The sequence below is a fragment of the Arthrobacter sp. MOO21 genome (genome assembly GCF_057369995.2).
Genome location: NZ_CM170671.2, coordinates 2906463 through 2930633 on the forward strand (window position 1 = coordinate 2906463; position 24171 = coordinate 2930633).

Genomic DNA, 24171 nt, shown 5'->3' on the forward strand with positions numbered 1-24171 from the left:
AGGGCGGGCGGCCTCCTTAGCCGAACAGCACCGCGGCTTCGTCATACCGCTTTTGCGGGACGGTCTTCAGCTGGCCCAGGGCCTCCTGGAAGGCCACGTGTTCGATGTCCGTCCCCTTCAGCGCCACCATGGTGCCCCAGTAGCCTTCCACCACGGAATCGATGGCGGCCATGCCCAGGCGGGTGGCCAGGACGCGGTCGAACGCTGACGGGACGCCGCCGCGCTGGATGTGGCCGAGGATCGTGGCCCGGGTTTCGATGCCCGTGCGGGCCTCCAGTTCCGGCGCCAGCTGGTCGGCGATGCCGCCCAAGCGCGGACGGCCGAAGGTGTCCAGGCCGCGCTCGGAGTGCGGGCTTTCCATGTGCTCGGGGACGAAGCCTTCGGCGACGACCACCAGGGGCGCACGGCCGCGGTGGTGGGCTTCCTTCACCCATTCGGTGATCTGCTCGATGCTGACCTTCTGCTCGGGGATCAGGATGGCGTGGGCGCCGGCGGCCATGCCGGCGTGCAGCGCGATCCACCCCACGTGCCAGGCCCATGACTTCGGCGATCATGCAGCGGTGGTGCGATTCGCCGGTGGTCCGAAGCCGGTCGATTGCTTCGGTGGCGATCTGCACGGCGGTGTCGAAGCCAAAGGTGTAGTCGGTGGCGTCGAGGTCGTTGTCCACGGTCTTGGGAACGCCGACGATCTTCAGCCCGGCGTCGGTCAGGCGCTTGGCGGCGGCGAGGGTTCCCTCACCGCCGATGGCGATGATGGCATCGATGCCCAGCCGGTCCATGTGGGCTTTGATGGCCTCGGGTCCGCCGCCGTTCTCGAACGGGTTGGTGCGGGAGGTGCCCAGGATGGTGCCGCCCTGCTTGGCGATGCCGCGGACCATGGTGCGGGGGATGTCGATGATGTCGCCCTCCACCACGCCGCGCCAGCCGTCGAGGAATCCGACGAATTCGTGGCCATGGATGGCAATGCCCTTGAGTACTGCACCGCGGATGACGGCGTTCAGTCCGGGGCAGTCGCCACCGCTGGTGAGGATTCCAATTTTCATGTTTGCTCAAATCCTGGAGAGAAGGTTTACAGGCAGAGCGCCACGCTGAGCTCACCTAGAAGTGTAGTGCGGGGTGTGGGGTACGACACAAACCGGTTACATTGCGGTGCCGCGCATCACGACCCGGCAGGTGTCGGCGGGGGACAAAAGGCGCGGGACAGGAAAAGGCCCCGCCCCGTGTGAACTAGTCAACGGAGCGGGGCCTGGTGTCCTGGAGGGCAGGCTTTTCAGCTGTTGAGGGATCGGCGGTCCAGGAACGTCTGCAGCGGGATTTCGTTGCGCTGGTCCGGAAGGACCACCCAGGCCAGGACGTAGAAAACGAAGGCCGGTCCGGGAAGCAGGGCGAAGAGCAGGAAGGCGATGCGGACAAACGCGACGTCGACGTTGAGCTTGGCGGCGATGCCGCCGCAGACTCCGCCAAGCCATCGCTCCGGGCCGCGCTTCAGGCCAAAGCCCCTGACGATACTGAAGAACTTATCCATGGTTCAAGACTTCCCTGTAGTTGGTTCATTGTCACGTTTGCGGGCTGAGAGCAGTCCACCGGCCACCAGCGCCACACCCGCACCGATCATGAGGCCGATCAGCACGTAGGTGCCGTTGAGCGAGATAACGCCCAGCTGCGCCACAATGATCAGTGCCGCCAGCGCCAGCACGATGAGCCCCCACACGATGGTTCCCACGCGGGCCGGTGCCGGTGCTGCAGGGTCCTGGCCCGCCGTCGGAATGTTGCTGTTGTCCATGTCAGTTACCTTCCTGGATGGTGACGTTGCTGAAGGTTCCGTCGATCTGCACCACCAGGTGGCTGCCTGGCTGGCCGGTGTTGTAGCTGCTTTCGCGGGTGGTGGTGCCGCCGCGCTGGCCGCTTGCTTCATTCAGGTTCCCCATGGTCATGTCCGCTTTGATGTCCACGGGGACGTTCTCCGGGATCACTACCGTCACGTTGCTGGCAGTGATGTCCAAGGGAACCACGACGTCGGAGGTCAGCGGGGTGCCGGGGGAGACGCCCGTGAGGTCGACAGTTCCGCGCCCGGCGGTGATGTCGATGCCGTTTCGGGCCTCCTCGACGCTTGCGGGGCTCCAGTCCACCTCGGTGAACCGCATCCGGCCGTCATCCACCACGTTGGACACACCGCCGGAGACCAGGGCGATCACGGCGAAGAGGCTCAGGACACCGGAGGTCCTGCCGCGCAGTCCGGAGATCAGGATGCCCAAACCCAGGACGGCTGCCGCGCTGGCCCACACGATGGCGTTGCCGGACCTGCCGAGGTCGATGATGTTGGCCGCGTCCAGGGCCTTGAGTCCGCCGCCCACCAGCAGCGCTGTGCCGGCAGCGATGGCGACGGCGGGCGCGCCGGGGCCGGCCGGGCGCGGCTTGTGGGGCTGGGGCGGGACCCAGGGTGCCGGGCTGCTGCCGAACGGGGCGCCGCCGCCCGGGCCGCCGGGCCCGCCGGGGGTTGCCCCGCCCGGGCCGCCGGGGCTGCCGAACGGGGCGCCGACGCCCGGGCCCACCGCGGAGGAACCCGCGCCGTACCCGCTGCCGCCAAGTGGCGCCGCGCCCGCGCCGCCCGGATAGCTGCTTCCGTAGGAAGGGGCACCCGGGAAGGTCCCTGCCGGCTTTGTGTCCGTGCCCGCGAAGGAGGCTGTGGTGGGCTCCGTTCCCGGGCGTTCGGTTCCCTGACGTTCGGTACGTGTGCTTTCGGCCGGGAACACTCCGCCGGCGGTCGTCGCCGTGCCGTGGCCGGCGGCCGCGTGGGCCGGGCCCTTGTTGCGCTGCGAGAGGTAGTACACCAGGAAGATGGCGCCGGCCACCCAGAAGACGGTCCACAGGAGTCCGCCCAAGCCATTCCGGTTCCAGCCCCAGAATCCGCCGCCGAGGCCGGTGAGTCCCAGTACCGTGGCGATCAGGGAGCCAGTCATGCCGCTGGACCAGCGGCCGGCCCCGGCTTCCTGGACATGGATCCTGCCGTCCGGTTCGGGGAGGAAGGCCCACGCCAGGCCGTAGAGCAGCACGCCGATGCCGGCCAGGACGGTGAGCACTACGAAAACGCCCCGGATGATGATCGGGTCCACGCCCAGCCGGTGGGCGACGCCGCTGGACACGCCGCCAATCCAGCGGTCATTGCCGCGGTAGATGCCGTGCCCGCGGATCCAGCCGTAGAAGTCGGTCGGGGCGGCCGTGGCAGGAGGAATGGGCCGGTACGGGTAGCCCTGGCCGGGAGGCTGCCCGGCGCCTGGCTGTTCGGCGCTTTCCTGGCCGGGGCTTGGGGACTCAGGGCCGGCGGGACGGCCTTCGGAAGGACCCGTCGAAGGGTCCGGCGAAGGTGCGGCAGAAGACGGCAGCGGCTCCGTGGGCTGCTGGTTGTCCGGGCCGGGCAGCGGCCCGGTGGACGTTCCGTCGTCGTTGGGGGAGGGGGTCTGCGAGTTCATACTTCGATCCTTCCCGCCCCCTCGTCTTCGCTCTACTGGGGGAAACCCTGAACGGTCCCTGAGCTGCCCCGGATTGGCGCCCGTATGCGGTCCGGGGCACCCTGATCCGTGCTTGGATTGATCCATGACAACCCTCCCGGCGCGCCCGCCCCTGGCGCGGAGCAGCGACCGCGTCATCGCCGGCGTATGCTCCGGCCTGGCACTGCACCTGGGCTGGCCGGTCAGGAATGTCCGCCTGGGCATGGTCCTGGCCGCGCTCGCCGGCGGTGCAGGCCTGCTGTTCTACGCCTGGCTGTGGATCATGGTGCCCACCGCGGATGAGGCCGCGCGGCGCAGTGCCCGCCGCCCGGCGTCGCCGATTGCCCCGGCGGTGAGCCAGGTGGCCGGACCCGGGACAGCGCACGACGCCGGCATGGGGCCGGGTGCCGCGGGGCCCGTGGCGCCCGGGCCGGGGGAGGCGGGGACGGTCCCGTGGTTCCGCGCCGGGGGCGTGCGGTACGGCAAGGAAATCCTGCTCGGGTGCGGGCTGCTCCTCGTCGCCGGCATCATGATTGCGCAGATGCTTGGCGTGGACGTCTCCCTGGGCACGCTGATACCAGCCGCCGCCGTCCTGGGCGGAGCTTCGATCGCCTGGATGCAGCTGGACGAGACGCGGCGGGCCGGGCTGGTGGACAAGACCAAGGCTGACCAGGCCGGCGGGTGGGGCCGCCTGGCGGCAGGCCTGGCGCTGGTGGTGGCCGGGGTCCTGGTGATGGTGTCCGGTTCGGGCTCCTGGGAGCAGACCTGGCTGGCGTTGCTGGCTTCGGTGGCCGTCCTCGGCGGGGTGGTCCTGGTGCTGCTGCCGTGGGCACTGAAATTCTGGCGGGACCTGGAAGCTGAACGGGCGGGCCGGATCCGGGAGACCGAACGGGCCGAGATCGCCGCCCACCTCCACGATTCCGTGCTGCAGACCCTCGCCTTGATCCAGCGCCGGGCCGGCAACGAGCACGACGTCGTCCGGCTGGCCCGCGCACAGGAACGCGAGCTCCGCGGCTGGCTCTTCCAGGACCATGGACGCGAAACCGGCCAGCTTTCGGACCGGATCAAGGCGGTGGCCGCCGAGGTGGAGGACCTCCTCGGCAACGCCGTCGAGGTGGTCAGCGTGGGGGACGCCGCCATGACGGAGGCCCGCGAGGCCCTCGTCCAGGCCTGCCGGGAGGCCATGCTCAACGCGTCCCGGCACGGTGGCGGAACCGTTTCGGTCTACCTTGAGGCGTCGGACGGGCAGGCCGAGGTCTTCATCAAGGACCGCGGCCCGGGCTTTGAGCTTGCGGACGTCCCGGCGGACAGGCTTGGCGTCCGCGAATCGATTATTGGCAGGATGAACAGGCACGGCGGCTCCGCTGAGATCCTCAGCACGGGCGACGGCACGGAGGTGCGCCTGCGGCTGCCCGCGGCAGCGGCCCAGGGCGCGGAAGGGAAATCATGAGCACGACGCAGGGGACAGGAACCAGCCGGCCGGCCAACCCGGTAAGGGTGGTGATCGTGGATGACCACGCAATCTTCCGGTCCGGGCTCAAAGCCGACCTCGACGCCCGCATCCAGGTGGTGGGGGAAGCCGCGACCGTGGAGCAGGCCATCGCCGTGATCGCCCAGCAGCGGCCCGACGTCGTGCTCCTGGACGTGCACCTGCCCGGCGGCCTCGGCGGCGGCGGACGGGAAGTCATCGCCGGTTCCGCCGCACTCCTGCCCACCACCCGCTTCCTGGCCCTGAGCGTCTCGGACGCGGCCGAGGACGTGGTGGCCGTAATCCGTGCCGGTGCCCGCGGGTACGTCACCAAGACGATCTCCGGGGCCGAGATCACCGATGCCGTGTTCCGGGTGGCGGGCGGGGACGCTGTGTTCTCGCCCCGGCTCGCAGGGTTCGTCCTGGACGCCTTCGGCACCGCCCCGGCGGACATCGCCGACGACGAACTGGACAGGCTCTCCGCCCGCGAACTTGAGGTCATGCGGCTGATCGCACGGGGCTACAGCTACAAGGAAGTGGCCAAGGAACTCTTCATCAGCATCAAGACCGTGGAAACCCACGTATCCGCGGTGCTGCGCAAGCTCCAGCTCTCCAGCCGGCACGAACTCACCAAGTGGGCCGCCGAGCGCCGCCTCCTCTAAAACCAAAGATGCTCTATCACTTTTGGTTCCTAAAATGCCTCTTTAGGACCCAAAAGTGATAGAGCATCGGGTGCGGGGGGGTGTTACTGGGCCTTGCCCAGGAACTCCTGCAGGCGCTGGACGCCGGTGGCCAGGTCGTCGTCGCCCAGCGCGTAGGAGAGGCGCACGAAGCCGGACGGACCGAATGCCTCGCCGGGAACCACTGCCACCTCAACCTCATCCAGGATCAGGGCCGCCAGCTCAGCCGAGGTCTGCGGCGTGGCGGTGCCGGTCGCCGTCGGGAACTCCTTGCCCAGCAGCCCCCGGACGTCCGCGTACACGTAGAAGGCGCCCTTCGGCGTCGGGCATTCCACGCCTTCAATGGCGTTCAGGCCGGCGACGATGGCCTTGCGGCGGCGGTCGAAGGCCACCTTCATCTCGTCGACCGCAGTCAGCGGGCCGGAGACCGCGGCCAGTGCGGCGATCTGCATGATGTTGGAGACGTTGGAGGTGGCGTGCGACTGCAGGTTGGTGGCCGCCTTGATGACGTCGGCGGGGCCGATCATCCAGCCCACGCGCCAGCCGGTCATGGCGTAGGTCTTGGCAACGCCGTTGAGGATGACCACCTTGTCCCCGAGCTCCGGGGCGGCGGTGGCGATGGAGGTGAAGGGCACGCCGTCGTAGGTCAGGTGCTCGTAGATTTCGTCGGTGACGACCCACAGGCCCTTGGCGGCAGCCCACTTGCCGATCTCTGCCACCTGCTCCGGCGAGTACACCGCGCCGGTGGGGTTGGAGGGTGAGACGAACAGCAGGATCTTGGTCTTGTCCGTGACGGCGGCCTCCAGCTGCTCAACGGTCACCAGGTAGTCCTGTTCGGGGCCAGCGAAAACCTCCACCGGAACGCCGCCGGCCAGCCGGATCGCCTCCGGGTAGGTGGTCCAGAACGGGGTGGGGACGATGACCTCGTCGCCCGGGTCCACCAAGGTGGCGAAGGTGTTGTAGACGGCCTGCTTGCCGCCGTTTGTCACCAGCACCTGGGAAGGGTCGACGGCGTAACCGGAGTCCCGGAGCGTCTTCTCGGCGATGGCCTTCTTCAGTTCCGGCAGGCCGCCGGCAGGGGAGTAGCGGTGGTACTTGGGCTGCGATGCCGCCTCGATGGCCGCCTGGACGATGTAGTCCGGGGTGGGGAAGTCCGGTTCGCCCGCCCCGAATCCAATCACCGGCCGGCCAGCAGCCTTCAGCGCCTTCGCCTTGGCATCAACGGCAAGGGTTGCGGATTCGGCAATTGCGGAAATGCGCTGGGAAACGCGGGCGGCAGACATGGCAGGTCCGTTCTTCGCTTTGCAGCCCGAAGGCTGGAATGTGGGATTCGACGAGTTCTACTCTATGCTGTTCACCGGACCCTCCGGGGTGACGGTTTTGATTTGTGACTGCCCGGGCAGTACAGCTCAGGCCGCGCCGCAGGAGGTCCGGGACGGGCTGGTTCGACGAACGCGAAGTTCTTGCGTAGACTGGTTCACCGGTGTTGAAACACGGATGATGGCGTGCGCCCCAGTGCAAACTGGTGGCAGGCCGTCCAACGTGGGTTTCACTCCATAGGGTAGTGGCGCAATTGGTAGCGCAGCGGTCTCCAAAACCGCAGGTTGCAGGTTCGAGTCCTGTCTGCCCTGCGCAAGGTGCCCCGGGCGAAAGCCCGGAGGCACGCGCAGCAACCATGGTTCTGATCAGGGCCGGGTAATCCACCATTGCAAGGATGAGCGAGGATCAGGTGACCGAAACAGCTGCCAGCAGCTCCAAGGGCCGCCCAGCTAAGAAGGAAGCCAAGGCAAGCTTCTTCGCCCGCATTGCACTCTTTGTCCGCCAGATCATCGGCGAACTGAAGAAGGTCGTTGCCCCCACCCGCAAGGAACTGGTCAATTACACGCTCGTGGTGCTGGTGTTCGTGGCCATCATGATGGTCATCGTCAGCCTGCTGGACATAGGTTTCGGAACCGCTGTCAGCTGGATCTTCGGCGGTACCGGCTCCACGGACAGCTAAGGCTGCGCGGTCCGCAGGCCGCGTGTTCCGCCCGGGAATCCGGAACGGGGCGCGGTGTGCGGAATTGAGCCATTTAAATAGGCATGTTAGGCAATGAGGAAGCAGGAGACCAAGTGTCTGAGCAGGAGCTCGAGGTAACCGAGACTGGGCTGGAAGAGTCCCAGGACGTCACGGCAGAAGCCGGTGAAGAGTCCGAGGTTGAGTCCTCCGCGCCCGAATCCGACGACGCCGCCTCCGACGCCGCAGAAGCCGACGGCGACGAAGAGCCCGCCGATGCCCTCGCAGCAGCCGCGGCCACTGCGGCTGCAGATCCGGCTGAGGAATTCAAGGCCAAGCTGCGCCGGCAGGAAGGTGACTGGTACGTCATCCACTCCTACGCCGGTTACGAAAACCGCGTGAAGGCCAACCTTGAAACCCGCATCCAGACCCTGGACATGGAAGATTACATCTTCGAGATCCAGGTGCCCATGGAAGAAGTCGTGGAGATCAAGAACGCCCAGCGCAAGGTGATCAACCGCGTCCGCATCCCCGGCTATGTCCTGGTCCGCATGGACCTGACCGACGCCTCCTGGGGCGCCGTCCGCCACACCCCCGGTGTCACCGGCTTCGTGGGCAACGCCCACAACCCCGTGCCGCTGCGCCTGGACGAGGTCTTCTCCATGCTCGCCCCTGTCTTCGAGGAAGAGCAGGCCGAGAAGGGCAAGCCGGTCAACAAGCAGAACCAGGCCCCCGTGTCCGTGGACTTCGAGGTCGGCGAGTCCGTCATCGTCAAGGAAGGCCCCTTCGAGACCCTTCCGGCCACGATCTCCGAGATCAAGCCCGAGTCCCAGACCCTCGTGGTGCTGGTCTCCATCTTCGAGCGCGAGACGCCCGTCACCCTCGCGTTCAACCAGGTCAGCAAGATCTGAGAATCCTAGAATTCGTCCCGGTGCTGCCCGCTTAGCGGCACCGGAACGGCCGGCCGCCTTGCCATGGTGGCCAAAAACCTGAGGCACGCTCCTGTGCCCCAGGACGTTATTGAGAGAAGGACCCTACATTGGCTCCCAAGAAGAAGGTCACCGGCCTCATCAAGCTGCAGATCCAGGCAGGTGCCGCCAACCCGGCCCCGCCGATCGGTCCTGCGCTTGGCCAGCACGGTGTCAACATCATGGAATTCTGCAAGGCGTACAACGCTGCGACGGAAGCCCAGCGCGGAAACGTCATCCCCGTGGAAATCACGGTCTATGAGGACCGTTCCTTCACGTTCATCACCAAGACCCCGCCGGCTGCAGAGCTCATCAAGAAGGCTGCAGGCGTTGCCAAGGGTTCAGCCACCCCGCACACCGTCAAGGTTGCCAAGCTGACCCAGGCCCAGGTCAACGAGATCGCCTCCACCAAGATGGAAGACCTCAACGCCACCAGCCTCGAAGGCGCAGCGAAGATCATCGCCGGCACCGCCCGCTCCATGGGCATCACCGTCGAGGGCTAATACCCCTACCGCTGTCCAGCGTCGGGCATTTGACGACGACGGGTGGCACCGCCGGATACACCGGCAACACAAAAATTGAAATGTCGGGCATCCGGGCCGGATAACGAAACCGGATCACCGACTGTGGCAGGGCCCAGCGCGGTCCGCAGACCACAACTGCACAAGGAGAAATAAGCAGCATGGCAAAGCGCAGCAAAGCATATGAGGCAGCAGCCGCCAAGATCGACGCGGAGAAGCACTACGCACCGTTCGAGGCAGTGACGCTGGCCAAGGACACCAACCCGTCCAAGTTCGACGCCACCGTTGAGGTCGCGTTCCGCCTCGGCGTCGACCCCCGCAAGGCCGACCAGATGGTCCGCGGCACCGTCAACCTGCCGCACGGCACCGGTAAGACCGCCCGCGTCCTGGTTTTCGCCACGGGTGACAAGGCTGAGGCCGCAATCGCAGCCGGCGCCGACTTCGTTGGTTCCGACGACCTGATCGAAAAGATCGCCGCCGGCTGGACCGACTTCGACGCCGCCGTTGCCACCCCTGACCTCATGGGCAAGGTTGGCCGCCTCGGTAAGGTCCTCGGTCCGCGTAACCTGATGCCGAACCCGAAGACGGGCACCGTGACCCCCGATGTCACCAAGGCCGTCAACGACATCAAGGGTGGAAAGATCGACTTCCGCGTCGACAAGCACTCCAACCTGCACTTCATCATCGGCAAGGTGTCCTTCGACGCCGTCAAGCTTGCTGAGAACTACGCAGCAGCACTGGAAGAGGTTCTTCGCCTGAAGCCCTCCGCCGCCAAGGGCCGCTACATCCAGAAGGCCACCGTTGCCACCACGTTCGGTCCCGGCATCTCTGTCGACCCCAACGTCACCAAGGTGCTCATCGAGGCCTAGTCCTCACAGCATTCCGCGCCTTCGGGGCGCACAGGAAGGGACCGCCGGCTTGCTGCCGGCGGTCCCTTCCCGCGTTAACCCGGACAATTTCCCTGCCCGCGCTCCCCGACGGCAGCCCACGGCTGGCTAGGCTGGGGCCATGACGAAGCAGAACGCCCTGGTGATCTCCGCCGTCGTCGTCCCTTCATCCGCGACTGAAAGCGGGTCGTTCCGGGACTTCCGTGACTGCCTGGCGATGCGGCAGGCCCATGAGCTGGACACGTGGGGCAACCTGGAGCGTGGATACACCCTTGCCGAGGAAGTGGAGCACTGGCGCGGCACGGACTACGAGGCACGGCACCTCTTCGTAGGCCGGATTGGCGGGGAAGCGGCGGGGATGTGTTCGGTGACGCTGCCGCTCCGGGAGAACCTGGCCACCGCCGGGATCGGCGTCCTGGTGGCGCCGCCCTTCCGAAGGGGCGGCGTGGGCCGGGAGTTGCTGCGCCACGCGGAGTCCGTGGCGCGCAGGAACAACCGCACGTCCCTGGACGGCTACTTCGAACTCCCGGCCGCGTCCATGGACGGGGGCCGGGCGTTGCTGCCGGCCAAGTCCGGGGCGGGAAGCCTGCCCTCGGATGAACCTTCCACCGCCTTCGCCGTTGCCGCCGGCTATGAGCTCGAACAGGTGGAGACGTCCAGCAGCCTGGCCCTGCCTGTGTCCCCGGACCGGCTGGCCGAGCTGGCCAGTGCAGCGGCCCACCATGCCCGGGACTACGCACTGGTGGGGTGGGCCGATGCCTGCCCGGCGGACCTGGTGGACAACTATGCCCGGTTGAACGCGCGGATGAGCCTCGACGCGCCCACCGCCGGGATGGACTGGGAAGGCGAAGCCTGGGACGCGGACAGGGTCCGCCGCGGTGAGGACATGCTCGCCCGCAGCGGGGTGCAGGCCCTCGTGGCGGCGGCGAGGCACCGGGCCACCGGCGAACTGGTGGCCTACACCGTCCTTCATTGGCGGCCGGAGGTTCCCGGGGCAGTGCTGCAGCAGGACACCCTGGTGACCGGGTCGCATCGGGGACACCGGCTCGGGTTGCTGGTCAAGCTCTGGAACCTCCGAACGGCACAGGCAAGATGGCCGCTGGCGCGCTCGATATTGACATGGAATGCCAGCGAAAACCAGCATATGCTGGCGATAAATACCGCCCTTGGATTCAAGCCCGCAGGCTATGAAGGTGAGTGGCAGAAACGGCTGGGATGATGCCCGAATGGCAATAGACGTGAAGATCGAGCAACTCTGGATCCCCGACTCACTGGACTCGCCTGCCGCAGCGGACTTCCTGGCCGCCGTCGAAGTGGGCCGCAAGGTACGGATGCAGACGTGGGGGAGCGACGACCTCGCCTACGGCCCCCTGGAGAAGCTCCTTGAGTTCGAGGATCCCTATGAGCGCCAGCTCATCCTCGTGGCAAAGGTCGACGGCGCCATCGTGGGCACCGTGGACATCGCGCTTCCCTTGACCGACCACCTGGACCTCGCCGAGTTCACCCTGGACATCCTGCCCGAGTTCCAGCGCCAGGGCGTCGGGCGGAGGCTGCTCGAGGCCGCCGAACACCTGGCGCGGGGCGAGGGGCGCACCATGATCCTGGTGGACACCAACCATCCCGGGGCGTCACTGCACGAATTCGAACAGGCCCTGCTCGTCCCCGGATCCGGGCAGGGCTTCGTGCCGCTGGAAAGCCGCGAGGTGGAGTTCGCCCGGAAGATGGGCTACACGCTGCAGCACATCGAGCAGTTCAGCGCCTGCGCCCTGCCGCTGGACAGCAAGCTCGTGGCCGACCTCCAGGCCGAGGCCGAGGAAGCCAACCACGGCAGGTACCGCCTGCACCACTGGACGGACCGCTGCCCGGACCGCTGGCTGGAAGCGGTGGCCACGCTGGAGAACCAGGCCGGCGCGGGCGTGGACCCGTCCATGGATGTGCCGGTGGAGCAGGACATGGTGTTCGACGGCGGCATCCTGCGTGAAGCGGAGGACGTCGCCATTGCGCAGGGCAGGCGGACGGTGGTCACCGCCGTCGAGCACCTCGCCAGCGGATCCCTGGTGGGGCTGACCACCATCACCGTGTTGGCGCACCGCACCGATGTGGTGTTCCAGGACGACACCCTGGTCCTGCAGGAACACCGTGGCAACAAGCTGGGCCTGCTGATCAAGGTGGCCAACATGGAGCGGCTCTCCGAGCAGTTCCCGGACGCCAGGATCATCTACACCTGGAACGCGCCCGAAAACCGGTACCTCCTGACGGTGAACAAGCAGCTCGGCTTCCAGACGGCCGGGGTGACGGGCATCTGGCAGAAGGAGCTTCCCAAGCTGCACACCAGCACCAGTTGAGCCCCGATTTGGCGGATGGTGCGCCCTCGCGTAAGCTGGACGTACCAAAGACCGTCGGTTGTTGGAAATCCACTCTCCTGAACATGGCTCAACTCTGCAGTTGTGCGCGGGGGACTCCAGTGGATTTCCGGACGAAGGACCCTCAACGCAGGGCGGCCGGCGCAGGTGAACGAAGCAAAGCTCCACGGTCAAGCCGTGTTGAGCCAAGCCCCGTGCATCTGCGCGGGGCGTTTTTAGTTTTAGCTCTCCGGAGCGGGGACCGTCGAATACCGGCACTATCCCCGGAAGGAGGGTTATGGCAACGCCTACCAAGGTTTCAGCAGTAGCTGAGATCACTAACGATTTCAAGGAATCGAACGCCGCTGTCCTGACCGAATACCGCGGGCTCACCGTTGCACAGCTCAAGCAGCTGCGTGTTTCTCTCGGCCAGGACACCAAGTTCGCGGTCGTCAAGAACACCCTGACCGCCATTGCAGCCAAGGAAGCCGGCGTCGAAGCATTCGACGGCCAGCTTGCCGGCCCCACTGCAATCGCGTTCATCAAGGGTGACGCAGTTGCCGCTGCCAAGAGCCTGACGGATTTTGCCAAGGCCAACAAGCAGCTGGTCATCAAGACCGGTTACTTCGAGGGCAAGGCACTGGACGCCAGCGAGGTTGCCGCACTGGCTGCCCTCGAGTCCCGCGAGCTGCAGCTCGCCAAGGTTGCAGGCGTCCTCAAGGCACCTGCCGCCGCAGCTGCACGCATCATCGACGCACTGCGCCTCAAGCTTGAAGAAGAGAACGGTGCACCGGCAGCTGCCGAAGCGCCCGCCGCTGAAGAAGCCCCTGCCGCTGAAGCTGACGCTGCCGCCGAAGCTCCCGCTGCCGAAGAGAACTAATTCTCTTTACCCCACCAGACTCCGGTGCCGGTCCGGCTCCACGCCGTTCGGACACCAACAACAGGAAGGACGCCTACCATGGCGAAGCTCAGCAACGAAGAGCTCATTGAAGCTTTCAAGGAACTGACCATCATCGAGCTCTCCGAGTTCGTCAAGCTCTTCGAAGAGACCTTCGAAGTTACCGCCGCTGCTGTTGCAGTTGCCGGCCCCGCCGGTGGCGGAGCTGCTGAAGAGGTTGAAGAGAAGACCGACTTCGACGTCATCCTCGAAGCTGCCGGCGACAAGAAGATCGCAGTCATCAAGGAAGTTCGCGCCATCACCTCCCTCGGCCTCAAGGAAGCCAAGGACCTGGTTGACGGTGCCCCCAAGGCTGTCCTCGAAGGCGCCAACAAGGAAGCTGCCGAGAAGGCCAAGGAGCAGCTCGAGGCTGCAGGCGCCACCGTTACCCTCAAGTAACAACGCCTTTTCCCCAGGAAACCCCGTCCACTCCGGTGGGCGGGGTTTCCTGCGTTTCAGGCGGGTCCGAAATATCCGCGACGACGGCGTCCAGCGCCTCGGTCAGGGCGTCGGCGTCGACGAACGCACTGTAGCCGTGGGCGCCGGCGCCCATGGAGATCCGGCGTCCGGTGATGGTGGCGTCAGCGTAAACCGGCCACGCGGTGGTGCTCCCCAGCGGGGTAATGGTGCCCCGCTCGTAACCGGTCGCCTCAAGTGCGACATCGGCCGGCGGCAGGGAGAGCTTGTTGACCCCCAGGAGGGCCCGCAGCTTGGGCCAGGAGATCTGCCGGTCCCCGGGCACCAGGGCGAACAGGAACGTCCCGTCCTTGTGCTTGACCACGAGGGATTTGACGATGTCCGCGGGGCTGATGCCCAGGATGCCGGCGGCCTCCTCGAGGCTCTTCGCAGCCGGACGTTCCACCACGTCCACCCGCAGGCCGCGCGCCGCGGCGTCGGCCAGGAAGCGTTCCCGCCCGACGCAGTCCGTCCCGTTTCCGGATACGCCCGCCATCAGTCGCGGTACAGCAGGAGCGCTTCGCCCTGCCCGCCGCCGCCGCAAAGGGACACCGCAGCCTTGCCCGTTCCGCGGCGCTTCAGTTCATGGGCGGCATGGGCTGCGAGCCGGGCACCGGAGGCACCGATGGGGTGGCCCAGGGCGATGGCGCCGCCATGGATGTTGCACTTCTCCAGCGGGTAGTCCAGGTCCTTGAGGGACTGGACCGCCACTGAGCCGAACGCCTCATTGACCTCAATGAAGTCGAGGTCGCCCGTGGCCCAGCCGGCCTTTGCCAGCGCGTCCATGATGGCGTTCGAGGGCTGGGAATGCAGGGAGTTGTCCGGACCCGCCACCTGGCCCGGCTTGCCGACCACGGCCAGGTAGTCCAGCCCGTGCTCCTCCGCGTATCCACGGGAGGCGAGTACCAGGGCGGCGGCGCCGTCGGACAGGGGAGAGGAATTGCCGGCCGTGATGGTGCCGTCGGTGACGAATGCCGCCCGCAGGCCGGCCAGGGACTCCACCGAGGTGTTGGGGCGGACGCCTTCGTCGGTGTCCACCACCACGGGGTCGCCCTTCCGCTGCTTGACGCTGATCGGTGCGATCTCGCCGTCGAACGTTCCGTTCTTCGCCGCCAGGGCAGCCCGCTGGTGCGACTGCGCCGCGACGTTGTCCTGCGAAGTCCGGTCGATGCCCAGCGTCAGGTTCCGTGTCTCGGTGGAGAGCCCCATCGACTGCCCATCAAAGGCATCGGTCAACCCGTCATGGGCGGCAGCGTCGAGCGCCTGGATGGAGCCGTAGGTCCAGCCCTGGCGTGATCCGGGCAGCAGGTGTGGCGCCCGGCTCATCGATTCCTGGCCGCCGGCGACCGCCACCGATACTTCGCCGGCGCGGATCATCCGTGCCGCGTCGATTACTGCGGTCAGCCCCGAGAGGCACACCTTGTTCACCGTCACCGCGGGCACGTTCCAGCCAATGCCGGCCCCGATGGAGCTCTGCCGCGCCGGGTTCTGGCCGGCGCTGGCCTGGAGGACCTGGCCCATGATCACGGTTTCGACGTCGGCGGCGTCGACGCCGCTTGCTGCCAGCGCAGCCTTGATCGCGTGGGCCCCGAGGTCCACCGCCGTCAGGCTCGCCAGTTGCCCGTTGATGCGGCCCTGCGGGGTACGCGCTGCCCCGAGGATGACAACGTCGGTGCTGTCAGGAGAGTTGCCCATGGTTATCTCTTTCGCTCCGGTTCCGGTGTAAGCCACCAAGGCTATCGTGACCCTGGTCACCCATCTATTCAAACGCCCGGGCGGGCGGCGGCATTCCGGCCTGCAGCGACCCGGGGGAGAGGTCCCCATCGTCGGCGGTGTGCACGGCGGCGGCCGTTTGCGTAGGGTGGACGGCGGAAGTATTTGCAGGGGGACGCCAAGTCCGCAGTCTTGACGGACGGAGCAAAGATATGAAGAGGGGCATTGCCGCGGCGGCTGTTGCCGCCAGCGCCGCATTGGCGGGTTGTTCTGTGTCTGCCCCGGCCCCGGCGGATTCCTCCCGGGCGGCGGCCCCGTCCGCGGTTGCCGAAAGCAGCAGCCCTGTCACGTCGGGTGCCACCGCGAAGGCAACCGGAACCAGGGAAGCCTGCGAGCTGTTCAACAAGCTGGTGGCGGACTATGCCGCCGTTTCGCCTACGGATGCCAAAGGCTATGAGGACGTTTACCTCAAGGCCCAGGATGCCAAGGACACCGTAACCGGCGACCTCCAGGGCCTGTTTGCCTCCCTCAGCCTTCTTGCCATCGACCACTCCTCCGCCGCCGGGTCCGGCGGCAGGCCGGCACAGGAATCCCAGGATGCCGTCAGGGATGCTGTCTTCGCGAACTCCGCAGCATGCACGTCGGAGGGCGTTACCCTGCGGCTGTAGCGGCCACTCCGGAAGCAGTCCGGGAAAACCAGTGCTTGCAATCCGGGCCGATGTGGGGTAGACACATAGGTTGTTTTGCCGTATCGTAGATATTTGCGTCTTCCCTGTTTACCTTCAGCCTTCATATAGCGGTGGGCTTTGCCTGGCAGCTGGCTATTAACGTGCCGTAACAACGTCACAGCATAGCGAGCTCGGGCCCCGGGTCATATAGCGGAACCGGATGGTAGCGCTGCGGAGTCACTTCGCAGGGTGCACAGCGGGGGAGATCTGAAAACGCCTGAAGGTCTGTGGAAGGATCCCTCTTGGTCGCCTCGAGCACCTCTAATAACGAAACCGCTAACACCGCCGACAGCACTGATGGTGCCACTCGCCGGCTCTCATTCGCAAAGATTCACGAACCTCTTGACGTTCCGAATCTGCTTGCCCTGCAGACAGACAGCTTTGACTGGCTGGTCGGCAATGAGCGCTGGCAGGCACGCGTGGCAAAGGCTGTCGAAGAAAACGATCTCAGCGTCGCCACCACGTCCGGCCTGTCGGACATCTTCGAAGAGATCTCCCCGATCGAGGATTTCCAGGGCACCATGTCCCTGAGCTTCTCCGATCCGGAGTTCGCCGACCCCAAGTACACCATGGCCGAGTGCAAGGACCGGGACGCAACGTACTCGGCTCCGCTGTACGTCAAGGCCGAGTTCATGAACAACAACACGGGCGAAATCAAGCAGCAGACCGTGTTCATGGGCGACTTCCCGCTGATGACCGAGAAGGGCACCTTCGTGGTCAACGGCACCGAGCGTGTCGTCGTCTCCCAGCTGGTCCGTTCCCCGGGCGCCTACTTCGAGCGCGCCGCTGACAAGACCAGCGACAAGGACATCTTCACCGCCAAGATCATCCCGTCCCGCGGCGCCTGGTTCGAGCTCGAGATCGACAAGCGCGACCAGGTCGGCGTGCGCCTTGACCGCAAGCGCAAGCAGTCGGTCACCGTCCTGCTGAAGGCCCTGGGCTGGACCGAAGGCCAGATCCTCGAAGAGTTCGGCCAGTACGACTCCATGCGGGCAACCCTGGAGAAGGACGCCACCGAGACCCGCGAAGACGCGTTGCTGGACATCTACCGGAAGCTGCGTCCGGGCGAGCCGCCCACCGTCGAGGCTGCCCAGTCCCTGCTGGACAACCTGTACTTCAACTCCAAGCGCTACGATCTGGCCAAGGTTGGCCGCTACAAGATCAACCGCAAGCTGGGCATCGACCGCTCCCTTGGCGACAAGGAAGCCTCTGTCCTGCACGTTGAAGACATTGTTGCCATGATCAAGTTCCTCGTCGCGCTGCACGCCGGCGAGAAGACCATCAAGGGCACCCGCGATGGCCAGGAAGTGGACCTGCGCGTCGAAATCGACGACATCGACCACTTCGGCAACCGTCGTATCCGCGCCGTCGGCGAGCTCATCGAGAACCAGGTCCGCACCGGCCTGTCCCGCATGGAGCGCGTTGTCCGCGAGCGGATGACCACCCAGGACGTCGAGGCCATCACGCCGCAGACCCTGATCAACATCCGCCCCGTGGTTGCAGCCATCAAGGAGTTCTTCGGAACGTCCCAGCTGTCGCAGTTCATGGACCAGAACAACCCGCTCTCGGGCCTGACCCACAAGCGCCGCCTCTCGGCCCTGGGCCCCGGCGGTCTGTCCCGTGACCGCGCCGGCATGGAAGTCCGTGACGTGCACCCGTCCCACTACGGACGTATGTGCCCCATCGAAACCCCTGAAGGCCCGAACATTGGCCTGATCGGTTCGCTGGCATCCTACGGACGCATCAACCCGTTCGGCTTCATCGAGACCCCGTACCGCCTGGTCAAGGACGGCGTTGTTTCCGACGACGTCCAGTACCTGACGGCCGACGACGAGGCCGAGGTGCTGATCGCCCAGGCCAACGCGCCGCTGGACGAGAACAACAAGTTCGCCGAGGACACCGTCCTGGTCCGTGCCCGTGGTGGTGGAGGCGAGCCTGTCCTGGTTCCGGCCGAGGACGTCGAGTTCATGGACGTTTCCCCGCGCCAGATGGTGTCCGTGGCAACCGCCCTGATCCCGTTCCTCGAGCACGACGACGCCAACCGCGCACTCATGGGTGCCAACATGCAGCGCCAGGCTGTGCCGCTGGTCCGTTCCGAGGCTCCGTTCGTGGGCACCGGCATGGAGCGCGCCGCCGCCGTCGACGCCGGTGACGTTGTCATCGCCAAGAAGGCCGGTGTGGTCACCGAGGTTTCCGCCGAACTCGTCATCATGCTCAACGACGACGGCACCGAGACCAACTACCGCATCAACAAGTTCGCCCGCTCCAACCAGGGCAACTGCTACAACCACCGTGTGCTCGTCAACGAGGGCCAGCGCCTGGAAGTCGGCGGCATCATCGCCGACGGCCCGGCAACGGACCAGGGTGAACTCGCACTGGGCAAGAACCTGCTCGTGGCATTCATGTCATGGGAAGGCCACAACTTCGAGGACGCCATCATCCTCTCGCAGCGCATCGTTGCCGAGGACGTCCTTTCCTCCATCCACATCGAGGAGCACGAGATCGATGCCCGCGACACCAAGCTTGGTGCCGAGGAAATCACCCGTGACATCCCCAACGTGTCCGAGGAAGTCCTCGCAGGACTGGACGAGCGCGGCATCATCCACATCGGTGCCGAGGTTGAAGCAGGGGACATCCTGGTCGGAAAGGTCACCCCGAAGGGTGAAACCGAACTGACCCCGGAAGAGCGCCTGCTGCGCGCCATCTTCGGCGAGAAGTCCCGCGAAGTGCGTGACACGTCCCTGAAGGTTCCGCACGGCGAGTCCGGCACGGTCATCGGCGTGCGCGTCTTCGACCGCGACAACGACGACGAGCTGCCCCCGGGCGTCAACCAGCTGGTCCGCGTCTACGTGGCCGCCAAGCGCAAGATCACCGACGGCGACAAGCTCGCCGGCCGCCACGGCAACAAGGGTGTTATCTCCAAGATCCTCCCCGTCGAGGACATGCCCTTCCTTGCCGACGGCACCCCCGTCGACATCGTCCTGAACCCGCTGGGTGTTCCGGGCCGTATGAACGTGGGCCAGGTGCTCGAAACGCACCTCGGCTGGGTTGCCAAGACCGGTTGGAAGATCGAGGGCGAGCCCGAGTGGGTCAAGCAGCTGCCGAACCTGCCGCGCGAGAGTGGTCCCACCACTGTTGCCACGCCGGTGTTCGACGGTGCCCGCGAAGAGGAAATCACAGGCCTGCTGGACTCCACCAACGTGACCCGCGACGGTGACCGCCTGATCAACTCCTCCGGCAAGACCCGCCTGTTTGACGGCCGCTCCGGCGAGCCGTTCCCGGATCCGATCTCGGTCGGCTACATGTACATCCTGAAGCTCCACCACCTGGTGGACGACAAGATCCACGCACGCTCCACCGGTCCCTACTCCATGATCACGCAGCAGCCGCTGGGTGGTAAGGCGCAGTTCGGTGGCCAGCGCTTCGGTGAAATGGAAGTGTGGGCGCTCGAAGCCTACGGCGCCGCCTACACGCTCCAGGAACTCCTCACGATCAAGTCTGACGACATCCACGGTCGCGTGAAGGTCTACGAAGCCATCGTCAAGGGCGAGAACATCCCCGAGCCGGGCGTTCCCGAATCCTTCAAGGTCTTGATCAAGGAAATGCAGTCGCTGTGCCTGAACGTGGAAGTGCTTTCCACGGACGGAACCACAATTGAAATGCGTGACTCTGATGACGCAGTCTTCACGGCTGCGGAGGAACTGGGCATCGATCTGTCTCGTGCAGAGCCCAGCTCCGTAGAAGAGGTCTAAGGAGTCCGACGACGGCGGGCCGCGCCCGCCGTCGTCCTCCTTCCTCATCCCGCACCCAAGACTTCAGAATTTAGAGAACAAGAGAGAACAGGGACCATATGTCCAGCGAATCCTCCTTCGGCCTCATGCAGATCGGCCTCGCCACCGCGGAAGACATCCGCGGCTGGTCGTACGGCGAGGTTAAGAAGCCGGAAACCATCAACTACCGCACGCTCAAGCCCGAGAAGGACGGCCTCTTCTGCGAGAAGATCTTCGGCCCGTCCCGGGACTGGGAATGCTACTGCGGCAAGTACAAGCGCGTGCGCTTCAAGGGCATCATCTGTGAGCGCTGTGGCGTCGAAGTCACCCGCGCCAAGGTCCGCCGTGAGCGCATGGGCCACATCGAGCTCGCCGCTCCCGTCACGCACATCTGGTACTTCAAGGGTGTTCCGTCCCGCCTGGGCTACCTCCTTGACCTGGCACCGAAGGACCTCGAAAAGGTTATCTACTTCGCCGCCTACATGATCACCAGCGTCGACGAGGCTGCCCGCCACGAGGAACTGCCCAACCTGCAGGTTGAGCACGACATCGAGAAGAAGCAGCTGATCGACAACCGCGACGCCGACATCGCCGCGATCGCCCGCGACCTCGAAGGCGAAATCGCCCGCCTCGAGGGCGAAGGCGCCAAGGCTGCCGACAAGAAGAAGGCCCGCGACTCCGCCGACCGCCAGATGGCCAACGTGCGCAAGCGTGCCGACGCCGACATCGAGCGCCTCGAGCAGGTCTGGGACCGCTTCAAGAACCTGAAGGTCGCCGACCTCGAAGGCGACGAAGGCCTGTACCGCGAACTGCGCGACCGCTACGGCATGTACTTCGAAGGCTCCATGGGTGCCGAGGCCATCAAGAAGCGCCTTGAGAACTTCGACATGCAGGCCGAGTCCGAAGCCCTGCGCGACGTCATCGCCAACGGCAAGGGCCAGCGCAAGACCCGTGCCCTCAAGCGCCTGAAGGTGGTCAACGCGTTCCTGACCACCAACAACAGCCCGCTTGGCATGGTCCTCGACGCCGTCCCGGTGATCCCGCCGGAACTGCGCCCCATGGTCCAGCTGGACGGTGGCCGCTTCGCGACCTCCGACCTCAACGACCTGTACCGCCGCGTGATCAACCGCAACAACCGCCTCAAGCGCCTGCTTGACCTGGGTGCTCCGGAGATCATCGTCAACAACGAGAAGCGCATGCTTCAGGAAGCTGTTGACAGCCTCTTCGACAACGGCCGCCGCGGCCGTCCGGTCACCGGACCGGGCAACCGTCCGCTAAAGTCCCTGAGCGACATGCTCAAGGGCAAGCAGGGCCGTTTCCGCCAGAACCTCCTCGGCAAGCGCGTCGACTACTCCGGCCGTTCGGTCATCGTCGTCGGCCCGCAGCTGAAGCTGCACCAGTGCGGCCTGCCCAAGCAGATGGCCCTGGAGCTCTTCAAGCCGTTCGTGATGAAGCGCCTGGTTGACCTCAACCACGCCCAGAACATCAAGTCGGCCAAGCGGATGGTGGAGCGCTACCGCCCGCAGGTGTGGGACGTGCTCGAAGAGATCATCACCGAACACCCGGTGCTGCTCAACCGTGCACCCACCCTGCACCGCCTGGGCATCCAGGCGTTCGAGCCGCAGCTTGTTGAAGGCAAGGCAATCCAGCTGCACCCGCTGGTTTGTGGCGCGTTCAACGCCGACTTCGACGGCGACCAGATGGCAGTCCACCTGCCGCTGAGCCCCGAGGCCCAGGCTGAGGCCCGCATCCTGATGCTGTCCTCGAACAACATCCTGAAGCCCTCTGACGGACGCCCGGTCACCCTGCCGTCGCAGGATATGATCATCGGCCTCTACCACCTGACCACCAAGCGCAAGGGTTCAGCCGGTGAAGGCCGTATCTTCGGGTCGGTTTCGGAAGCCATCATGGCGTTCGATGCCCGCGAGCTGCACCTGAACTCGCAGGTCAAGATCCGCCTCGAAGGCTTCGTTCCGTACGCCGGCTGGGAAGCACCCGAAGGCTGGGAGCCGGGCCAGCCCGCGCTCGTCCAGACCTCCCTGGGCCAGGTCCTCTTCAACGAGACCCTGCCCGAGGACTACCCGTGGGTTGAGGCCGTAGCCGACAAGGGCGAACTGTCCCGCATCGTCAACGACCTCGCCGAGCGCTACCCGAAGGTTGTCACCGCTGCCACGCTGGACAACCTGAAGGATGCCGGTTTTTACTGGGCCACCCGTTCGGGCGTCACCGTCGCCATCTCCGACATCGAAGTTCCGGCCGCCAAGCCGGAAATCCTTGCCGGGTACGAAGAGCGCGCCGCCAAGATCCAGGGCCAGTACGACAAGGGCCTGATCGACGACGACGAGCGCCGCCAGGAACTGATCGAGATCTGGAACAAGGCCACCAACGACATCGCCTCGGTGATGCGCGAGAGCCTGTCCCCGATGAACACGATCAACCGCATGGTGTCCTCCGGTGCACGTGGTAACTGGATGCAGGTCCGCCAGATCGCGGGTATCCGTGGCCTGGTGGCCAACCCGAAGGGTGAGATCATCCCGCGCCCCATCAAGTCCTCCTACCGCGAGGGCCTGTCGGTGCTGGAATACTTCATCGCCACGCACGGTGCCCGTAAGGGTCTGGCCGACACCGCCCTGCGTACCGCCAACTCGGGTTACCTGACCCGTCGCCTGGTGGACGTCTCGCAGGACGTCATCGTCCGTGAAGAGGACTGCGGCACCGAACGCGGCCTGGTCACGCCGATCGCCGTCGCCGACTCCAACGGTGAGCTCGTCCTGGACGAGAACGTCGAGAACAGCGCGTACGCACGTACGCTGGCTGTCGACGTCGTGGACTCCGAAGGCAACGTCCTCGCGGCAGCCGGCACCGACTGCGGCGACGTCGTTATCGACGAGCTCTTCAAGGCAGGCATCACCGAGGTCAAGGTCCGCTCCGTACTCACCTGTGAGTCCAGCGTCGGCACCTGCGCCCTGTGCTACGGCCGTTCGCTGGCCACCGGCAAGACCGTGGACATCGGCGAGGCCGTGGGCATCATCGCCGCACAGTCCATCGGTGAGCCCGGTACCCAGCTGACCATGCGTACGTTCCACACCGGTGGTGCTGTCTCCGCCGGCGGCGGCGACGACATCACCCAGGGTCTGCCCCGTATCCAGGAGCTCTTCGAAGCCCGTACTCCGAAGGGTGTTGCCCCGATTGCTGAAGCAGCCGGCCGCATCACCATCGAAGAGTCCGAGCGCCAGATGCGCCTGGTCATCACCCCGGATGACGGATCGGAAGAGATCGCTTACCCGGTCCTGCGCCGTTCACGCCTGCTGATCGAAGACGGCGACCACGTCACCGTCGGCCAGAAGCTCATCAACGGCCCGGTCGATCCCAAGCAGGTCCTGCGCATCATGGGTCCGCGTGCGGCACAGAAGTTCCTGGTGGACGAGGTCCAGGGCGTGTACCGCAGCCAGGGCATCGGTATCCACGACAAGCACGTCGAGGTTATCGTCCGCCAGATGCTGCGCCGCGTCACGGTCATCGAGTCCGGCGAATCGGACCTGCTGCCCGGCGAGCTCGCCGAGCGCAGCCGCTTCGAGGATGCCAACCGCCGCGTTGTGTCCGAGGGCAAGACTCCGGCTTCCGGACGTCCTGAGCTCATGGGCATCACCAAGGCGTCGCTGGCCACCGAGTCCTGGCTGTCCGCAGCATCCTTCCAGGAGACCACCCGCGTCCTGACGCAGGCGGCCATGGAAGGCAAGAGCGATCCGCTGCTGGGCCTGAAGGAAAACGTCATCATCGGTAAGCTGATCCCGGCCGGCACGGGCCTGCCGCGCTACACCGAGGTCACCGTGGAGCCCACTGAAGAAGCAAAGGCCAACCTGTTCACCGGCCCCAGCGCGTTCAGTGACTTCTCGTACGACACCCTGGGCGGCGACGGAGCACCTGAGTTCCACGCCATCCCGCTGGATGACTACGACCTGGGCAACGACTTCCGGTAACCACTGACGGTTGACGCCTGACGAGGATGGTCCCGCACCGCAAGGTGGGGGACCATCCCTTCGTTTAACCCGCCGATTAAGGCATGGAGCCTGTCCATGCTAGACTGGTTACCAATTGTTATTGTGGCAGTGGATGAGTGCGCCGGTATCAGCTGAAAGGCTGGACCAGAGCGACGTTTCCGGTTTGCAGGGTTCTTGTGCAACGTATGCCACATTTTTGCATGCCTAGGGAACTGC

The 24171-nt window shown here is 65.8% G+C and carries 19 protein-coding genes, 1 tRNA gene and 1 pseudogene; 14 read left to right on the top strand and 7 right to left on the bottom strand.

Going from position 1 to position 24171, the window contains the following annotated elements; genetic code table 11:
• Positions 1-16 precede the first annotated feature (16 nt).
• The 4 genes and pseudogenes from AC2JAJ_RS13510 to AC2JAJ_RS13525 all read right to left on the bottom strand — a co-directional run bounded on the left by AC2JAJ_RS13510 (position 17) and on the right by AC2JAJ_RS13525 (position 3470).
• Positions 17-1043 (bottom strand): annotated as a pseudogene (locus AC2JAJ_RS13510) (ATP-dependent 6-phosphofructokinase).
• 227 nt (positions 1044-1270) lie between these two features.
• Complete coding sequence (locus tag AC2JAJ_RS13515; RefSeq protein ID WP_486415483.1) at positions 1271-1525, bottom strand: PspC domain-containing protein; 255 nt, start codon at positions 1523-1525, stop codon at positions 1271-1273.
• Positions 1526-1528: 3 nt separating this feature from the next.
• Entirely contained in the window at positions 1529-1783 is a 255-nt protein-coding gene (locus AC2JAJ_RS13520) for a hypothetical protein (protein WP_221386448.1), read from the bottom strand.
• Between the two features lies 1 nt (position 1784).
• Positions 1785-3470 carry a PspC domain-containing protein gene (locus AC2JAJ_RS13525; RefSeq protein ID WP_486415482.1) on the bottom strand — a complete coding sequence of 562 codons (1686 nt, stop codon included), beginning with the start codon at positions 3468-3470 and terminating at the stop codon, positions 1785-1787.
• A gap of 124 nt (positions 3471-3594) precedes the next feature.
• Here AC2JAJ_RS13525 and AC2JAJ_RS13530 point away from each other — a divergent pair, with 124 nt between their 5' ends.
• Positions 3595-4938 carry an ATP-binding protein gene (locus AC2JAJ_RS13530; protein ID WP_486415481.1) on the top strand — a complete coding sequence of 448 codons (1344 nt, stop codon included), beginning with the start codon at positions 3595-3597 and terminating at the stop codon, positions 4936-4938.
• Positions 4935-5618 (top strand): LuxR C-terminal-related transcriptional regulator, encoded by a 684-nt coding sequence (locus tag AC2JAJ_RS13535; protein WP_486415480.1) that lies wholly within the window; start codon positions 4935-4937, stop codon positions 5616-5618. Before AC2JAJ_RS13530 ends, AC2JAJ_RS13535 begins: the two co-directional genes overlap by 4 nt.
• Positions 5619-5701: 83 nt before the next feature.
• On the opposite strand, the gene AC2JAJ_RS13540 is transcribed toward AC2JAJ_RS13535, so the two are convergent.
• Positions 5702-6919 (bottom strand): pyridoxal phosphate-dependent aminotransferase, encoded by a 1218-nt coding sequence (locus tag AC2JAJ_RS13540; RefSeq protein WP_221386452.1) that lies wholly within the window; start codon positions 6917-6919, stop codon positions 5702-5704.
• A 275-nt stretch (positions 6920-7194) separates the two neighbouring features.
• Between AC2JAJ_RS13540 and AC2JAJ_RS13545 the strand changes: the two genes are divergently transcribed.
• The 9 genes from AC2JAJ_RS13545 (at position 7195) to rplL (ending at position 13686) form a co-directional block, all read left to right on the top strand.
• Positions 7195-7267, top strand: a tRNA-Trp gene (locus AC2JAJ_RS13545).
• 83 nt (positions 7268-7350) lie between these two features.
• Positions 7351-7635: a preprotein translocase subunit SecE gene (gene secE / locus AC2JAJ_RS13550; protein ID WP_221386453.1), complete on the top strand. Its 285-nt coding sequence runs from the start codon at positions 7351-7353 to the stop codon at positions 7633-7635.
• 113 nt (positions 7636-7748) lie between these two features.
• Positions 7749-8543 carry a transcription termination/antitermination protein NusG gene (gene nusG, locus AC2JAJ_RS13555; RefSeq protein WP_473696659.1) on the top strand — a complete coding sequence of 265 codons (795 nt, stop codon included), beginning with the start codon at positions 7749-7751 and terminating at the stop codon, positions 8541-8543.
• A 128-nt stretch (positions 8544-8671) separates the two neighbouring features.
• Positions 8672-9103 (top strand): 50S ribosomal protein L11, encoded by a 432-nt coding sequence (gene rplK, locus AC2JAJ_RS13560; RefSeq protein WP_003803853.1) that lies wholly within the window; start codon positions 8672-8674, stop codon positions 9101-9103.
• A gap of 179 nt (positions 9104-9282) precedes the next feature.
• The gene (gene rplA, locus AC2JAJ_RS13565) at positions 9283-9990 is read left to right on the top strand and encodes a 50S ribosomal protein L1 (protein WP_461856115.1); all 708 of its coding nucleotides are present in this window, start codon (positions 9283-9285) and stop codon (positions 9988-9990) included.
• A gap of 139 nt (positions 9991-10129) precedes the next feature.
• Positions 10130-11227: a GNAT family N-acetyltransferase gene (locus AC2JAJ_RS13570; RefSeq protein WP_486415479.1), complete on the top strand. Its 1098-nt coding sequence runs from the start codon at positions 10130-10132 to the stop codon at positions 11225-11227.
• Between the two features lie 7 nt (positions 11228-11234).
• The gene (locus AC2JAJ_RS13575) at positions 11235-12353 is read left to right on the top strand and encodes a GNAT family N-acetyltransferase (protein ID WP_486415478.1); all 1119 of its coding nucleotides are present in this window, start codon (positions 11235-11237) and stop codon (positions 12351-12353) included.
• Between the two features lie 295 nt (positions 12354-12648).
• Positions 12649-13230 (top strand): 50S ribosomal protein L10, encoded by a 582-nt coding sequence (gene rplJ / locus AC2JAJ_RS13580; protein WP_221386458.1) that lies wholly within the window; start codon positions 12649-12651, stop codon positions 13228-13230.
• A gap of 78 nt (positions 13231-13308) precedes the next feature.
• Positions 13309-13686, top strand: coding sequence for a 50S ribosomal protein L7/L12 (rplL, locus tag AC2JAJ_RS13585; protein ID WP_018769123.1), 378 nt, complete (start codon positions 13309-13311; stop codon positions 13684-13686).
• Here rplL and AC2JAJ_RS13590 read toward each other — a convergent pair.
• The gene (locus AC2JAJ_RS13590; protein ID WP_486415477.1) at positions 13679-14239 is read right to left on the bottom strand and encodes an aminoacyl-tRNA deacylase; all 561 of its coding nucleotides are present in this window, start codon (positions 14237-14239) and stop codon (positions 13679-13681) included. The two genes, rplL and AC2JAJ_RS13590, sit on opposite strands and share 8 nt — an antisense overlap.
• Complete coding sequence (locus tag AC2JAJ_RS13595; RefSeq protein ID WP_486415476.1) at positions 14239-15438, bottom strand: acetyl-CoA C-acetyltransferase; 1200 nt, start codon at positions 15436-15438, stop codon at positions 14239-14241. The genes AC2JAJ_RS13590 and AC2JAJ_RS13595 overlap by 1 nt, the downstream gene beginning before the upstream one ends.
• A gap of 230 nt (positions 15439-15668) precedes the next feature.
• Between AC2JAJ_RS13595 and AC2JAJ_RS13600 the strand changes: the two genes are divergently transcribed.
• The 3 genes from AC2JAJ_RS13600 (at position 15669) to AC2JAJ_RS13610 (ending at position 23934) form a co-directional block, all read left to right on the top strand.
• The gene (locus AC2JAJ_RS13600; RefSeq protein ID WP_486415475.1) at positions 15669-16124 is read left to right on the top strand and encodes a hypothetical protein; all 456 of its coding nucleotides are present in this window, start codon (positions 15669-15671) and stop codon (positions 16122-16124) included.
• A 302-nt stretch (positions 16125-16426) separates the two neighbouring features.
• Entirely contained in the window at positions 16427-19936 is a 3510-nt protein-coding gene (gene rpoB / locus AC2JAJ_RS13605) for a DNA-directed RNA polymerase subunit beta (RefSeq protein ID WP_141942688.1), read from the top strand.
• Positions 19937-20034: 98 nt separating this feature from the next.
• On the top strand, positions 20035-23934 hold the full coding sequence (locus AC2JAJ_RS13610) for a DNA-directed RNA polymerase subunit beta' (RefSeq protein ID WP_221386462.1): 3900 nt from the start codon (positions 20035-20037) through the stop codon (positions 23932-23934).
• Positions 23935-24171 lie beyond the last annotated feature (237 nt).